Origin of the sequence: Vreelandella vilamensis (genome assembly GCF_031451755.1) — a bacterium.
In the GTDB taxonomy this organism is placed as follows: Bacteria; Pseudomonadota; Gammaproteobacteria; order Pseudomonadales; family Halomonadaceae; genus Vreelandella; species Vreelandella vilamensis.
The window spans coordinates 1-14,757 of record NZ_JARWAN010000009.1 but is presented as its reverse complement, the minus strand read 5'-3'; the positions used below and the strand labels follow the sequence as shown (position 1 = coordinate 14,757).

Sequence of the window (14,757 nt, the reverse complement as noted above, 5' to 3'; positions counted from 1 at the left end):
TAATGCACCAGTAAGTTGCCAGTCCTCGCAGCGCCTAGCCAGTGCAAGAGCGGCTTGGTAATATGCGTCCCATTTTTATAAACGGATAGTCACGATGAAAGCGCCTGAATTACTCTCGCCCGCTGGTACTTATAAAAACATGCGATACGCTTTCGCCTATGGGGCGGATGCGGTTTATGCGGGACAACCGCGCTATTCACTGCGGGTCCGCAACAACGATTTTAAAATTGATAACTTGCATAAAGGTATTGCTTACGCCCATGAGCGGGGCAAGCAGTTTTACGTCGCGTCCAACATCGCGCCGCATAATAGTAAGTTGAAAACCTACCTACGTGACATGGAGCCGGTAATTGAGGCAGGCCCCGATGCGCTGATCATGTCCGATCCCGGTTTAATTATGATGATTCGCGAGCGCTGGCCGGATCAAGTGATCCATCTTTCGGTGCAGTCCAACGTGGTCAACTGGGCGGCGGCAAGGTTCTGGCAGCAGCAGGGCATTAGCCGCATCATTTTATCGCGTGAGTTGTCGTTGGCCGAAATCGCTGAAATTCGCGCCCAGTGCCCGAGTTTGGAGATTGAGACCTTTGTTCACGGGGCGCTTTGTATTGCGTACTCAGGTCGCTGTTTGCTTTCGGGCTACTTTAATCATCGCGACCCTAATCAAGGTACATGCACTAACGCTTGTCGATGGAAATACAACACCGTTGCGGCTTCACAAGATGAAACCGGTGATATTGTTCCAGCCAACTCCGCACGTGCCCATTCGGCCAGCGGCATGTGGAGGCCCGGTGAAAACGGGGTGATTGCGGCTGGCAGTGGCAGTGTCGCGGAATCAACCGCTTCGGCAGGCGGTTTTGAAGGCCAGAACGAGCTCTCAGCATTAATCGAAGACCGCACGCGTCCAGGTGAGCTCATGCCGGTATTCGAAGATGAGCACGGCACCTATATCATGAATTCCAAAGACTTACGTGCGGTTCAGCACGTGCCAAAGCTGGCCCGCATGGGGGTGTCGTCGCTGAAAATTGAGGGTCGTACCAAGTCTCACTACTATGTGGCGCGCACGGCGCAGGTCTATCGTCGAGCCATCGATGACGCGGTGGCTGGGCGTCCCTTCGATATGCGCTTAATGGATGAACTCGATAATCTCGCTAACCGCGGCTATACCGAAGGGTTTTATCGTCGCCATGTTCATGACGAGTATCAGAATTATCAGCAAGGTAACTCGATTGGTGTGCATCAGCAGTTTGTCGGTGAAGTCACTGGCTACGACCCCGATCGGGGTGAACTTGAGATTGAAGTGAAAAACCGCTTTGAAGTAGGCGACGGCATGGAGTTGATGCTGCCCGGTGGTAACCGTCGCTTTGTGCTGGAGCATATTGAGAACAAGCGCGGTGAGTCTGTCGGTGTGGCGCCTGGATCGGGCCATGTGGTGCGCATCCCTGTTCCGGGCGAAACGATTGCGCCGGAGCGCATTGAGTTTGCCTTGTTGATGCGCGACTTGAAGTGACAGTGTGATGAATGACTATGCTAGCGAGTCACGCTATAGAGTCTCTAAGGCAAAAAATGCTAGGCTAAAACTCCATTAACGCGAGATGATTTTATGGCCACGATTCAGCACAGTGAGATCCTTTCTGCTACGCCCGACAGAGTGTTTGCTTTGCTGAGTCGAGTCGAGGATTTTACTGATTATTCCGACCTAATTCAGCGTATTGAACCACTCGGTGATGACCGTTATCGCTGGTACGTGAGAGCGGTAGGAATGGACTGGACGTTTGACGTAGAAGTGACGGAAACAAAAGCACCCGAAGTGCTGGCATGGAAGTCGCTTGACGGTGTGAAAAATCAAGGGCGGTATCAGTTGCGTTCTGTACCTAACGGTACTGAAGTTTCGCTTACGTTAACTTATGAAATTCGCAACCGTTTCTTGGAAAAGGCAGTCAATAAAGCTGTGAATCCGCTAGTGGGTAAGGTCAGTCGGCAAATTTTGGAGCGTGTTGAAGCGAGGCTTAACGCAGAAGATTAAGCGCTAAGTGATGGGCTCTTATGCCATGACTTAGCGCCGTTTAGCTAAAATCTGAGTTTGTCGGGCTTTTATTTGCGCTTATGCATTGAGGCATCTAGGTGGTCGACGACTTCAGCCCAATCGGCATCTTCATCAACTGCTTCACGCAGGAACTCTGCTTGACCTTCATTCCAGCAAGGGGCATCAGCGAGTGCCATCTCTTCGGGTAATGGTGAGTTTCTGTCGATAAAACGTTCAATTGAAGCTGCGTCATTAGCAAGCCCTAGCTGTTCAAATAGTTCGCTAAAGTGGTGAACTGGCTTATCCATCTGTTTTCTCCTTTTGATACAATCAATAACGTGAAATTCGTTGTTACCTTTACCTTAGCGTTTATGCGCACATTTTTCACTAAGACGTGACATTGCGTCACGACGAAATGCACTAGCGCTCGCCCACCAAGGATGTGACGAACTGTTGGCGGCGAGCAGACTCTGTGAGCGGCTGGGCAAGCAAGTGAACAAGTTTGGTATAAGCAGCCTCAGGCGTCATACCATCGCCTGAAAGTACGCCTGCTTCTACTAAATCATGACCAGCCGCGTAGGCGCCAAGATGGACGCTTCCTTGCGGAGCCTGGCTGATTGCCGCGATAAGCTTGCCTTCCCCGGTTGCTGTTGCAATCACTGACATAATATCCGGATCGTCGGTGATATTGCCTGCCCCCCAAAGTTGTAGCAGTGCGCCTCGCACTCGGACATCGTTTAACCATGCTGCCAATTGCCAGGCGGCTATACCCGGCCAAAGTGAGACGCGGATAACTTCGCCCTGGGCAAACGGCGTATAGTCTGGCAGTTCAAAACGCGGCGCGCCGCGCTGCTGATAGGAAAGACCACGGCTTGGATAATAGACGAAATCCTCTTCGACACGCTCACCTAGCCGTGGATAATTAGGGCTGGTGAAGGCATCCACGGCCTCGGTATGCTGCTTAACGGCTCTCGCACCGCGCAGTAGTTGTCCCGCGAAATAGATGACGACTTCTTGCAATGCCGATTGAGCGGCAAAATGTAACGCTCCTTGTATGTTTTCGAGCGCATCGCTATTGGCAACCTCCAGCGGTTGCATGGCGCCAGTAAGCACTACTGGTCTATCGAGTCCTTGTAGCTGATACGCAAGACTCGCGGCGGTCCAGCTCAAGGTATCGGTACCATGAAGTATTACAAAACCGCGATAATCACTTATTCTGGCATCAATATCGGTAGCAATGTGTTGCCAGGTAGCAGGGGTAGCGGCGCTAGAATCGATAAGCGTCGGGTAGCTGATGAGATCAAAAACGGGGAGCTGTTGGCGCTCAGCTAAAGGCAGTCGCGCTAACGCTTGGTCGAGTCGTTGGTCAAAATGACCGCTGGGAAGCAGGCCTTTGGGGGAAACTTCCATGCCAATCGTGCCGCCAGTGTAGATAATCAATATTCGCTCTTCGGATGGTGCGCAGGCGGCTAAAGGAGAGGATGTACTCATGGAAAAGCTCCGGTTTCGGATCGACCAGGCAAGAAACTAATAGCGTTGCACAATCAACTGTCCGTTTTCATTATCCAGCCGGCGATTACGTCCGGCAAAGAGGGCAAACGCACTGCACAGGGCAAGGATGGTAATTAGCAACCACGCTATGGTCGAGATGGTTGCTCCTGCTTGAAGCTGTAAGCCCACAAGGAAGGGACCACAGGATGCAAGGGTGTAGCCCCCGCCTTGAACCAAGCCCGAGAGTTGTCCAGCAAGGCGTGAATTGGCCGTGCGCAACACCAGCAAGCTGAGTGCTAGGCTGAAACTTCCGCCTTGACCCAGCCCTAAAAGAATAGCGCCTGGCCATTTCCAGGTCATAGGTGCCAACAGTAATAATGATAGCCCTGAAGCAGTGAGCAGCTGAACGAATAAAAGTGCAGGGCGCTGATCACGGCCCAGGCGAGCAAGCCATGGTGCGGTAAGTGCCGATACCAGCTGGAACATAATAGAAACGGCCATCGTCCAGCCAGCGGCAGCTTCGCTATAACCACGCTCTATCAAAAGCGAGGGGAGCCAGCCAAACACGACATACGCCATAGAAGACTGTAGCCCCATAAAGAGCATCACATACCAAGTAAGAGGTTGACCTAACAGTTTCAGCAAACCGCTGGCTTCTGGTTGTGTGATGGCTGCTTGGCGACGGCTTGGCATGCTGAAGTGCCACAATAGTAGCGCGACGATGGCCAATAGTGACCAGCTCATTAAACTTGCTTGCCAGCTTCCCAGTACAACGGTAAGCGGTACGCTTAGCCCAGCCCCAAGCGCTCCCCCGAGACAGAGCGCCATGGTATATAGCCCAGTCACCAAGTCAGCGCTATGCGGTAACTCACGTTTTACTAAAGCCGGTAGTAATGTGCCGCCTAATCCAATCGCACTCCCTGCTAGGGCAGAGCCGATAAATAAGGCTCCTGGTAATGGCAGCCCACGTAATATTAGGCCCGCGGTTAGTATGATAAGAGCGGTACTTAGGGCGCGCTCGCTGCCTAAACGATTAGCAAGTAGTGGTGCAACAGGCGCTGTTAAACCTAGAAACAGCACGGGCAAGGTGGTAAGAAGCCCCGCCTGTGCTGCCGTTAGTCCGGCAGTTTCCTGCAGGCGAGTAAGCAAAGGGGCAACAGACGACATCGCTGGGCGCAGGTTAAGCCCAACGACTACCATAAGCAGTAAAAATATAAGCGAGTGTCGCGAGAACATAACGGCAGTTAGGTCATGTGTGGACGTAAATCGCCACGCACTGCGTCCAATAGCGTGAGGAAGTGGTAGCCTTCGGACGCATGGATGCAATCAACCCTTGGGCTGGTAAGCATTCCCTTGTCCATTTGCAAACGGTCATAAATCTCTAATGTCACTTTTCGTGCAGGCTTGTCACCGGGTTGCATGATGCCGTCTTCAAGAGTAAATGTTTCCAATAGTGTGGCTCGCACGCGTGTTTGAGTGCCTTCACTTAACATGCGGCGGATAAAAAGCCACCCTTCACACACCAGTGCGTCTTCGTTGTCATGGCTGCGAAGAAATAACGTCCGATAGCACGCGCCTTCCGAGGCGGCTTTTTCGGCCATACTACGATAACCCTGAGCTACCTGGTTGGCGCTTGCCTTTGCTTGCTCTATGCGTTGCTCAATGCCTTGATGTTCACGGCTGAGCTGTTCTTGGCGTTGAAAAGTGAGCCAGCGGCGATAGTCCGCCATAAGTTGAGACGACGCCATTAATCACTCCCATTGTGGTGACTTAGCATGGTTGATAAGCACATAAGCGATACCATCGCATATTCCTTATACAGGGGCTAGCAGCAAGGGCTAGCGGCGTGAGCGCTTGCTCTGTTGGTTGCTGGCTGTTTTGCCTTGACGAGGGGCACGCTGCTGCCGGCGACCGTTTTCTATTGGCTGAGGTGTTGCGTTGAGATCGGGTTCAAAACCTGGCTCGGTATGGCGTGTGAGTGGCTGCTTAATCAACTGTTCAATGTTTTTGAGTAGGCTTTTTTCGTCAACACAGACAAGCGAGACAGCTTCTCCTTGACGGCCCGCACGACCTGTACGCCCAATGCGGTGTACATAATCTTCTGCCACATTGGGCAGGTCAAAGTTCACCACGTGGGGTAAGTCGTCAATATCGAGCCCTCGGGCCGCAATATCGGTGGCAACCAAAACTTGCAAGTCTCCGCTTTTAAAAGCGTCAAGCGCTCGAGTTCGTGCGCCCTGACTTTTATTGCCATGAATCGCCATTGCCGGAATAGACTGCTTTGAAAGCTGTTCCGCTAACCGGTTGGCACCATGCTTTGTACGGGTGAAAACCAGCACTTGAAACCAGCGATGTTTCTCGATGAGATGAGCAAGCAACTCACGTTTTTTATCGCGATCAACATGATATACCGACTGTTCAATTTTTTCGGCAGTAGTGTTGCGTGGTGCAACTTCGATAAAGGCTGGGTCGTTTAAGAGCTGCTTTGCCAGGGTTTGAATTTCATTGGAGAATGTCGCCGAAAAAAGTAAGTTCTGGCGTTGTTTTGGCAACAAGCGCAGCAACCGCTTAATGTCATGGATAAAACCCATGTCGAGCATGCGGTCAGCTTCATCCAATATCAGGGTTTCAATTTGCGAAAGATCGACATGTCCTTGCTGATGTAAATCAAGTAGCCGCCCAGGTGTGGCTATTAACACATCAACGCCACGCTTTAATGCGTCTACTTGGGGTTGCTGTCCGACACCGCCGAAAATTACCAGTGATTTCAGTGGTAAGTAATGACCATAATCCCGAATGCTTTCAGCCACCTGGGCGGCAAGTTCGCGCGTCGGTGTCAGTACTAATGCCCGGATGTGATGTTTTCGGCTATTGCTCGATTGGCTTAGACGCTGCAGAAGAGGCAGAGTGAAACCCGCCGTTTTACCGGTGCCGGTCTGGGCGCTGGCGAGCAAGTCCCGTCCTTCAAGGATGACGGGAATTGCCTGAATTTGGATAGGGCTAGGCTGTGTATACCCTTTGGCTTTAACGGCTTTTAAAAGCTCATCTGAAAGTGATAGATCAGAAAAAGATACGGCGGAAGAAGCGTGCATAGTGTCTCCGCGCAGCTATAGTTGCCACGCTTTTGAAGTGGTGAAGCCGAAATATCAGCATCTATTATAAAGGTGAGGAGCGTATCAAACTGTCTTATATTATAACATGCCAGGAACCTCGCAGGCATGAATCCTGCAAGGCTTACATTATGCTTAACGTGTGGCTACTGAAGTAAGTCGTTTCTCTGCGTCAGTGTGGTCGAAATATCGTTAGCGACTTCCCTCCAGCTTAAGCTAAGCGCGCGCACGAGTGCTGGATAGCCATCATTTTCTAGCGCTTTACGCGCTTGAAAACTGTCAAGGTGTAATAGCCTATTCTGCGCGTCACGTAGTTGCCACTGACCGCTCGTAATCGCGTAACCATCGTAGCGGCCATGAAACTCATCAACGTCTAGCTGTAACGTTAGAGCGTCGCCACTACTTGGGTTGCCATTGACCACTTGAATATCTTTTAGTGCAATAGCGAGAGCATCACGCAAGTTGCGCCCGAGTTGGCGGCTTAACCCTTCTGCCCATTGGTGTTCGCGGGCTTCACGGATTTCGATGTCGTCAAGTTGCATGATAATGCCGTCAACATCTAAGTAATGTGCCAAACGTACCGCTTTGATACTCAGCGCAAAGCGTGGCGACTCGGGAGCGTTGGGCTGATCGACATTGGGAAGCACATAGCGCGTAGATGGTGAAACGTTGCTAGCGCAGCCGCCCAGTAACATGCTTATAAAAAGTGCCAGTAGAGCTAAAAGAACGAGTGGCATTCCTTGGGGTGAATTTTTCCTATGCATCATCATTTCCTTAACCCTTTTATGAATAGCGTGCGTTAATCACGCGGCGCGCGAGGTGTCGGGTCTTTCGTGTCAAGGTTATCAAATAACAAGGCGCGAGGATTTTCGTTTAGTGTGCGTGTTAATGGCTGTAAATCACGGAGTAAACGGTCTACCCGCTCAGCAGTGGAAGTAAACGCCTGGTAGGCCGGCGAGCGGGGGGATACGCCCTCAAGGGCTGAGCGTAACTCTTCCAGCGTCGTATTGATGTTACCGCTGACCGCTTGCGTCTCTGGATCATTAAGGAGTTGGTTAAGCGATTGAGATACGTCGTTTACCTCCGCGAGCAACGCTTCAGACGCAGCTAAGTTACGGTTAATCCCGGTTAGAAGTGGCTCGACTTCCAGCCCGTTCAGTTTGTCTAATAATTCAGTAATTTGCGCTTGAATTTGAGCAAAATCACCTGCCACGGTTGGAAAAACGGTGTGTCCTGCAAACGTTTCAGCCTGGTACTCTGCGGTACTATCGCGCTGGAAATTTAGGTCGACAAATAGAGCGCCGGTGAGCAAATTGCCACTTTTCAGTGAGGCTCGCAGGCCTAAATTGAACATACGCTTAAAGCGCTCGTCCCATTCCTCCAAATCAATGTCAGTGCTTTCGATGCCCAGACGCTGCGGTTCAATGCGAATCAGTACAGGAATGGCAAAACGTGCACGAGAGTCAGGTTGTGGTGCCGTAAAATTCCACGGCACTGCTGCGACTGTGCCGACACGTACACCGCGAAACTCAACAGAAGCGCTTTTGTTTAGGCCTCTAACGGAGTCATCAACAAGCAAGACATATTCAAGGTAGCGATTAAAGGTTCCTTCCCGTGCACTTTTTTCATCGGCATAAAGGTTGAAGCGGGTGTTGGGCCCAACCGGCTGCCCCATTGGTAAATCTTCAGGAACGCCAAAAGTCGCCCCGCCACCAAGCAGAGCTTCTAGCGATTCCAGATTGACACGTACACCCTCCGCATCAAGTTGGAAGTCGATACCGCTAGCCACCCAAAAACGCGTACTGTCTGTGACTAAATTGGCGTAAGGCTCTTCGATGTAAATTTGATGGTGCATGGTGCGCCCTTCAGCGTTGAAATTGGCTTCTTCAACACGTCCTACGGTATACCCTTGGTAAGAAACCGGGTCGCCCACGTTTAACGAATTACCTAATTGACTCAAAAGGTTAAGCTGTAATCCAGCATCACCTGAGGGCGCGACGGGCGGTGTGTCACTAACACGAAATTCACGCTTTGGTTGCTCAGCAGTGCCGGGTTCCAGCTGTATATAGGCGCCTGAAAGCACCGTACCAAGGCCACTAATGCCTTCACGACCGATACGTGGCTTAACCACCCAGAATCGGCTCTCTTCGTTAAGCATGGCTTCGGCATTAGGATTAATGCGCGCGTTGATCACCGCGTGTGAAAGGTCTTCTGAGAGTTGAACGCTCTCTACGCGGCCAACCTCGACGCTGCGACTGCGGATAAGCGTTTTGCCGGCTTCTATCCCATCTGCGTTCTCAGTGGTGAGCGTGATGAGGGTACCGCGACTGGTGTAATTGTCATAAATCAACCAAAAGCCGATAAGAATGGCAACAAGAGGGATTATCCAAATAGGCGATAGTCTCGCCTGCGGGGAAGGCTTAGCGCGGTGTAGGTCCTTTCCTTCCGTGGGGTGCTGTGTTGAGTTCTCGTTAGTCATCAACCTTTCCTGAATAACGCGGAGGTGGGGTATCCCAGATAAGTCGCGGATCAAACGTCATGGCGGCTAGCATTGTGAGCACGACAACGCCGCCAAAGGCGAGTGCTGCGGGACCGGGGGTAATCGACATGAGGGAGCCCGCGCGTATTAATGCGACCAGAATGGCGACGACAAAAACATCCACCATCGACCAGCGCCCGATAAATTCAGTGACACGATATAGCACTGTGCGTTTATGGGCGTTTAATTCATTGCTTCGCTTGACCACTAAGCAAAGCCACGTAAGAGCGACCAATTTGCCAACAGGCACAATCACACTGGCGATAAAAATTACCGCTGCAATTGGCCATGAGCCCATCTGAGCAAGCTCAACGACGCCACCAATAATAGTCGAAGGCGTCGTGTTTCCAAAGCTTGTGGTATTCATAATAGGGTAAATGTTTGCAGGTATGTACATGACCGTCGCGGCAATAATCAGCGCCCATGTCCGCTGTAAACTATTGGGCAGACGGCTGTGAAGCGTCTCATGGCAACGTATGCAGCGCGTTTTTTTGGCGGTTGGATCCATACGATTGATTAAACCGCAAGTGTGGCATCCGGCCAAACCTTGTTCGGTTGCAGTAGCCGCGGTGCGTGTGCCATGGGGTGCTTGTGGTTCGCCGTTATCAAGTGAAAACCACATCCAATCGGCATCAAGCGATTGAGTCGTGGCAAGTAACAAGACAGCAAATGCACAGAAACTCCAAAATGAAGTCCCAAGCTCAATATTTGCCATGCTGGCAATTTTAATAAGGCTGACCAGCGCACCAATAATAAACACGTCCGCCATTAGCCAAGGCGCTAAGTGAGATAAGGCGCGTGCAATATCTCGGCTAAATGGCAAAGGTTGGTCACGCAGAAGCCCAAATTGAAGCCATACCACTCCTGTTAGATAAACGGCTGGCAACACCACTATGGTCATTATGACGGCAATGGCAACCAGTGGCTGATTAAATCCAATTAATGTTGTGGCCGTCTGTGTTAGCTCAATACGGTTACTCACGCCGCTCACATTAAAACTGACAAAAGGAAATGAAATAGCGAGTATCAGCGCAACCAGTGCCGACAAAGCGAGTGCCATGCTGCGTTGCGCTGGGTAGCGATGGCGTCGCACAAGCGTATAACCACATCGAGGGCAGTTGGCTTTTTCACCATATTTAAGTGGAGGCAATGCGCTGACCCAGTCGCACTCATGGCAAGTTCTCAGCCGTCTACGTTGAGTACGAATTTCTGGAGGTGCGTGATCGACGTCAGAAATCTGGAGTTTCCGCAGGCGTTGTTTGGCCAACCGTTTAGGCATGGAGCTAAAAAGACCTACATATTTAGGAGCTGATCGTAAAGAAGGGGAATGGAGATCACGCAATGAGTGCCTCATGAGGTTTCACCATACATGTTGCTAATATGACGGCCTCACTGTTCGAGTCAAGCTTTGCTGCAAATATCATAAATGACTTGACCTAAGGTGATGATTGCACAACGATGCGCTCTCGATTTTGCCTAATCCTATGATGAAAGGAAATAAAATGCTGCTTCCAATACTCTCTGTTGTTGGAGGATTAATTTTACTCATTTGGAGTGCCGAACGATTTATTGAAGGTGCGGCCGCAACATCGCGATGGCTGGGGCTGTCGCCACTTATTATCGGTATGTTAGTGATCGGTTTCGGGACTTCCGCACCAGAAATGACGGTTTCAGTTTTGGCTGCATGGCAAGGAAGCCCTGGCTTGGCGGTAGGTAATGCTTATGGCTCGAATATTGCTAATATCGGCCTAGTGCTGGGCTTTGTGGCGTTACTGGCACCACTTGCTGTTCATTCTAGTGTCATTCGTAAAGAGATGCCTGTGCTCTTTGGTGTCACTCTCCTAACTGGTCTGATGTTATGGGATGGATTTATAGCACGCTGGGAGGCTGTTGTTTTACTGTTGGCGCTGCTGGTGTTCATCATTATCAGTATCGTGAAATCACGCGGAGAACAAAACGATGCTCTGGTGGGCGAGGTGGCCGCTACGCTGGAAAGTCATCCCATGTCGCGTGGTAAAGCACTGGTTTGGACACTTACAGGCCTTGTTCTTTTGGTGGCAAGCTCTCGATTTTTGGTGTGGGGCTCCGTAGAGATTGCGCTTGCCTTTGGTGTTAGTGAACTCATTATTGGGCTTACTGTAGTGGCTATTGGAACCTCGTTACCTGAACTAGCTTCTTCTATTAGTGCATTAAAGCGTAAAGAGCACGATATGGTGTTAGGTAACGTTGTTGGCTCTAATTTATTTAATACGTTAGGTGTAGTGGGGTTGGCGGGGGTTATTACTCCCATCGAGACAGGTAATGAAGTGTTATCGCGCGATTGGGGAGTAATGCTCGCGATGACTGTGCTTATGATCTTGTTTGCATTTTCCTGGAGAGGCCGCCCTAGGTATATCAATCGTGTGGAAGGCGGGGGGCTTCTTCTGCTGTTTATTGCTTATACAGCCTATATGGTTTCGTTGGTCATTAATGCTTAAGGCTAGCTGCCAAGTCCCACGTTGAAAAAGCAATCGGCCAGCTATATTAAGCTGGCCGATTGTTCTAATTTACCATGTATCTATACATGTCTGCTTTTAGGGAAGTGCGGGTACCTCAAAATCTGGCATTTCGCCTGTCAGCGTGTGTAGGAAAGCAGTGATATCATTAATCGTGGCTTCTTCAAATTCACTGCCCAGCATTTCACGGCCCATGATAGCCACGGATTCTTCTAATGTTTCGGTCGCGCCGTTGTTCATATACGGGTAAGTCACAGCTACGTTGCGCAACGTTGGTGTTCTGAAGCGATATTTGTCGCTTTCTTCGCCTGTTACTGTATAGCGTCCAAGGTCAGTGGAGCCGGGAACCTGAATCGCATGGAATTGGCTGTCCGTTAGCTCAGGGCCCCTGTGACAAGCAATACAGCCGTTATCGACGAAAGCTACCATGCCGTCTTTTGCCTGGTCGCTAATGGCTTCCATATCTCCGCGCAGATAGCGGTCAAACGGTGAATGAGGAGTATTCAGTGTACGCTGGAACGACGCTAGCGATTTTGCCAGATTGTCCGCATTAATCGGATCTTCGTCATTTGGAAAAGCGGCCTCAAATTTACGCTGATAGAGGTCGAACTCATTTAATCGTGCTAGTGCGGAGTCAAGGTCCATTGCCATTTCAACGCCAGCTTCAATGGGGCCTAGAGCCTGAGCCTCAAGGTCGGGTGCGCGACCGTCCCAAAATTGTGATTCTAAAAAGCCACTATTAAGAACCGTGGGTGTATTACGTTCGCCCACTTGTCCGTCATGGCCTGTAGCGCGAGGTATCCGGTCAGCCCATCCTAAAGCAGGATTGTGGCAAGTGGCGCAACTGATGACGCCGCTTGAAGAAATACGGGGCTCAAAAAAGAGCATATTACCCAGCTCAACCTTTTCAGAACTAAGTGAGTTGTCAGAGGGAATGGGGGGAAGATAAGGCAACGCATCAAAACGATCACGGTAATCTTCTAGCCCATCCTCGGCAACGGCAAAGCTTGCTGGTATGAGTGCTGAGCTTGCTATTAGTGCGGGTAATATTTTTTTCATGCTGTGGTGCTTTTTCATAGATTGTTCCCTCTCATGCTATTTATTGGCCTTTTAAAGTGAAAAGCCCATAAATATCGTATCATCAACTACCATTTAGGTTGATTTGGTCGCAAAAATCAACCTAGCAAATTCCTTGAGAAAACGCTTAGGATGACCTGGGTCAATTTTTTATTATCTAGCGTTCAGTTGTCGTCTTGACGTGATTTTTTGTGTGGAATGCCATAGCGTATTGGTCTTGAAAACCGAATCATAAGGAGTCAACGAAATGCCCCGCTATCGCTACCCCTCTATTCCTGAGTCAGAAGTCACACCGAAAAGGCTTTTTGAGAAACGTCGGCGTTTTTTACGTCAAGGGGTAGCCTTGGGAGCTGCATCAATCCTGCCTTCGGGTTTGCTGATGCCTACGAAAGCAGAGGCCTGGGCAGATGAATTTAAGATACAGCTAAAAGAAAACATGACGCGTAAGGACTTTGCTGGCGATGAAGGTATTACCGATTATGGCGATGCGACGTCTTATAATAATTTTTATGAATTCGGTACGCGAAAAAGTGATCCGGAAGTATATGCCCATAAGTTGCCAACAGACCCATGGAGTGTGCGAGTAGAAGGGGAGTTCAATTTAACGGGTGACATTGCGTTTGAAGATATTCTGCAACGCTACAGCTTGGAGGAGCGAATCTACCGGTTACGTTGCGTTGAAGCATGGTCGATGGTGATACCATGGATAGGCTTTCCCTTACGCGAGCTTATAAAACATCATGATCCCACCTCTAAAGCTAAATACATTGAGTTTGAAGCCATTCATGACCCCGAAAAGTTGCGAGGGCAGCAGCGCTCAATTATTGAGTGGCCTTATCGCGAAGCATTGCGTATGGATGAGGCGATGCACCCATTAACGATGATAGCCGTAGGGATGTACGGAGAAAAAATGCCTAATCAAAATGGTGCCCCTATGCGTTTGGTGGTGCCATGGAAGTATGGATTTAAAAGCATAAAGTCCGTAACGGTTATTCGTGCCCTTGAGCAAAAACCGAAAACTTCTTGGGAAGAGCAAAATCCTGAAGAATACGGTTTTTTTGCCAATGTGAACCCCAATGTGGATCATCCCCGCTGGTCGCAGGCGCGAGAGCGTCGCATTGGAGAACCTGGTCGGCGCGAAACGCTGATGTTTAATGGGTATGCAGAAGAAGTCGCCCACCTTTATGAAGGAATGGATTTACAACGGCATCATTAGAATTGAGTGCTTTGATCTATGATAGATACGAAAGCGAAGATTCTGCTCTTTCGGTTTTTGGTATTGCTTTCAGGTGTTGTGCCTGCATTATGGCTTGGGTGGATGTGGTTGTCGGACAGTATGGGTGCGAACCCAGCAGAAACGGCGGTCCACTTTACGGGGCGTACTGGCTTAATCCTCTTGCTTGTCACTATTGCGTTTAGTCCTGCTTTTCGCCTCAGTGGGTGGGTGGGGATTATGATTGCGCGAAGGCAGATGGGGTTGTGGGCCTTTTTTTGGCTCACTGCACATATGCTGACCTGGATGGGGTGGGATCAGTATTGGGAATGGCGGTGGATTTGGCATGATATGTGGGAGCTTGAATATATTCGGTATGGTCTTTCAGGGTTATTGTTATTGATTCCACTTGCTTTGACATCCTTCCGCTGGGCTCCTGAGAAAATGGGCTGGTCCGCTTGGCATTGGTTGCATCGCCTCATTTATGTTGCGGCAGGATTGGGTGTTTATCATTTATGGGTGCTCACGCGTGTTGACTATCTACTCCCAACTGCTTTCGCCATCGTATTTCTTGCGCTTGTTGTTTTTCGCGTGGTTGATGCGATCTTGCATCGCCAATAGCTTTCCTCGGTAAAAAGTGATTGTCAGGCCTTGACCGGAATCGAAAAACAAGTATGATATGCACCCATCGAGAGGCAAGCGGTTTTGCCATCTCGCAGCTCTTTAATAATGTGATCAGGTAATTCATGTGGGCGCTTGCCGATGAGGGTGATAAATCACCGAATATCAAGGCAAGCGGTCATGAGAAC

Annotated in this window: 14 protein-coding genes; 5 read left to right on the top strand and 9 right to left on the bottom strand. The window is 50.0% G+C overall.

Going from position 1 to position 14,757, the window contains the following annotated elements:
- Positions 1 to 94 precede the first annotated feature (94 nt).
- Together trhP and QC823_RS07225 are read left to right on the top strand one after the other, a co-directional pair.
- Entirely contained in the window at positions 95 to 1,507 is a 1,413-nt protein-coding gene (trhP, locus tag QC823_RS07230) for a prephenate-dependent tRNA uridine(34) hydroxylase TrhP (RefSeq protein WP_309655691.1), read from the top strand.
- 93 nt (positions 1,508 to 1,600) lie between these two features.
- Positions 1,601 to 2,023 (top strand): SRPBCC family protein, encoded by a 423-nt coding sequence (locus QC823_RS07225; protein WP_309655690.1) that lies wholly within the window; start codon positions 1,601 to 1,603, stop codon positions 2,021 to 2,023.
- 68 nt (positions 2,024 to 2,091) lie between these two features.
- Here the strand turns inward: QC823_RS07225 and QC823_RS07220 are convergent, their stop codons facing one another.
- From QC823_RS07220 to QC823_RS07185, 8 genes are all read right to left on the bottom strand, one after another.
- Entirely contained in the window at positions 2,092 to 2,331 is a 240-nt protein-coding gene (locus tag QC823_RS07220; RefSeq protein ID WP_309655689.1) for a DUF2789 domain-containing protein, read from the bottom strand.
- 112 nt (positions 2,332 to 2,443) lie between these two features.
- Positions 2,444 to 3,514, bottom strand: coding sequence for an asparaginase (locus QC823_RS07215; protein ID WP_309655688.1), 1,071 nt, complete (start codon positions 3,512 to 3,514; stop codon positions 2,444 to 2,446).
- A 36-nt stretch (positions 3,515 to 3,550) separates the two neighbouring features.
- A complete protein-coding gene (locus tag QC823_RS07210) occupies positions 3,551 to 4,750 on the bottom strand; it encodes an MFS transporter (RefSeq protein WP_309655687.1) in 1,200 nt (399 codons plus the stop codon).
- A gap of 8 nt (positions 4,751 to 4,758) precedes the next feature.
- On the bottom strand, positions 4,759 to 5,262 hold the full coding sequence (locus tag QC823_RS07205) for a hypothetical protein (RefSeq protein ID WP_309655686.1): 504 nt from the start codon (positions 5,260 to 5,262) through the stop codon (positions 4,759 to 4,761).
- 90 nt (positions 5,263 to 5,352) lie between these two features.
- Complete coding sequence (locus QC823_RS07200; RefSeq protein ID WP_309655685.1) at positions 5,353 to 6,606, bottom strand: DEAD/DEAH box helicase; 1,254 nt, start codon at positions 6,604 to 6,606, stop codon at positions 5,353 to 5,355.
- Between the two features lie 164 nt (positions 6,607 to 6,770).
- On the bottom strand, positions 6,771 to 7,271 hold the full coding sequence (locus QC823_RS07195; RefSeq protein WP_309655684.1) for a PqiC family protein: 501 nt from the start codon (positions 7,269 to 7,271) through the stop codon (positions 6,771 to 6,773).
- Between the two features lie 152 nt (positions 7,272 to 7,423).
- Positions 7,424 to 9,103 carry an intermembrane transport protein PqiB gene (gene pqiB / locus QC823_RS07190; RefSeq protein ID WP_309655683.1) on the bottom strand — a complete coding sequence of 560 codons (1,680 nt, stop codon included), beginning with the start codon at positions 9,101 to 9,103 and terminating at the stop codon, positions 7,424 to 7,426.
- Positions 9,096 to 10,442 (bottom strand): paraquat-inducible protein A, encoded by a 1,347-nt coding sequence (locus QC823_RS07185; RefSeq protein WP_309655682.1) that lies wholly within the window; start codon positions 10,440 to 10,442, stop codon positions 9,096 to 9,098. Before QC823_RS07185 ends, pqiB begins: the two co-directional genes overlap by 8 nt.
- A 223-nt stretch (positions 10,443 to 10,665) precedes the next feature.
- On the opposite strand from QC823_RS07185, the gene QC823_RS07180 reads away from it, so the two are divergent.
- The gene (locus QC823_RS07180) at positions 10,666 to 11,640 is read left to right on the top strand and encodes a calcium/sodium antiporter (RefSeq protein ID WP_309655765.1); all 975 of its coding nucleotides are present in this window, start codon (positions 10,666 to 10,668) and stop codon (positions 11,638 to 11,640) included.
- A gap of 96 nt (positions 11,641 to 11,736) precedes the next feature.
- On the opposite strand, the gene QC823_RS07175 is transcribed toward QC823_RS07180, so the two are convergent.
- Entirely contained in the window at positions 11,737 to 12,735 is a 999-nt protein-coding gene (locus QC823_RS07175) for a cytochrome-c peroxidase (RefSeq protein ID WP_309655681.1), read from the bottom strand.
- A gap of 247 nt (positions 12,736 to 12,982) precedes the next feature.
- Here QC823_RS07175 and msrP point away from each other — a divergent pair, with 247 nt between their 5' ends.
- Together msrP and QC823_RS07165 are read left to right on the top strand one after the other, a co-directional pair.
- A complete protein-coding gene (gene msrP, locus QC823_RS07170) occupies positions 12,983 to 13,951 on the top strand; it encodes a protein-methionine-sulfoxide reductase catalytic subunit MsrP (protein WP_309655680.1) in 969 nt (322 codons plus the stop codon).
- 18 nt (positions 13,952 to 13,969) lie between these two features.
- Complete coding sequence (locus tag QC823_RS07165; RefSeq protein ID WP_309655679.1) at positions 13,970 to 14,569, top strand: protein-methionine-sulfoxide reductase heme-binding subunit MsrQ; 600 nt, start codon at positions 13,970 to 13,972, stop codon at positions 14,567 to 14,569.
- Positions 14,570 to 14,757: the final 188 nt, after the last annotated feature.

Bases quoted from the DNA above. Each gene is read 5' to 3' on its own strand.
- trhP (WP_309655691.1), top strand. From the start codon at position 95: ATGAAAGCGCCTGAATTACTCTCGCCCGCTGGTACTTATAAAAACATG.
- QC823_RS07225 (WP_309655690.1), top strand. From the start codon at position 1,601: ATGGCCACGATTCAGCACAGTGAGATCCTTTCTGCTACGCCCGACAGA.
- QC823_RS07220 (WP_309655689.1), bottom strand. From the start codon at position 2,331: ATGGATAAGCCAGTTCACCACTTTAGCGAACTATTTGAACAGCTAGGG.
- QC823_RS07215 (WP_309655688.1), bottom strand. From the start codon at position 3,514: ATGAGTACATCCTCTCCTTTAGCCGCCTGCGCACCATCCGAAGAGCGA.
- QC823_RS07210 (WP_309655687.1), bottom strand. From the start codon at position 4,750: ATGTTCTCGCGACACTCGCTTATATTTTTACTGCTTATGGTAGTCGTT.
- QC823_RS07205 (WP_309655686.1), bottom strand. From the start codon at position 5,262: ATGGCGTCGTCTCAACTTATGGCGGACTATCGCCGCTGGCTCACTTTT.
- QC823_RS07200 (WP_309655685.1), bottom strand. From the start codon at position 6,606: ATGCACGCTTCTTCCGCCGTATCTTTTTCTGATCTATCACTTTCAGAT.
- pqiB (WP_309655683.1), bottom strand. From the start codon at position 9,103: ATGACTAACGAGAACTCAACACAGCACCCCACGGAAGGAAAGGACCTA.
- QC823_RS07185 (WP_309655682.1), bottom strand. From the start codon at position 10,442: ATGCCTAAACGGTTGGCCAAACAACGCCTGCGGAAACTCCAGATTTCT.
- QC823_RS07180 (WP_309655765.1), top strand. From the start codon at position 10,666: ATGCTGCTTCCAATACTCTCTGTTGTTGGAGGATTAATTTTACTCATT.
- QC823_RS07175 (WP_309655681.1), bottom strand. From the start codon at position 12,735: ATGAAAAAGCACCACAGCATGAAAAAAATATTACCCGCACTAATAGCA.
- msrP (WP_309655680.1), top strand. From the start codon at position 12,983: ATGCCCCGCTATCGCTACCCCTCTATTCCTGAGTCAGAAGTCACACCG.
- QC823_RS07165 (WP_309655679.1), top strand. From the start codon at position 13,970: ATGATAGATACGAAAGCGAAGATTCTGCTCTTTCGGTTTTTGGTATTG.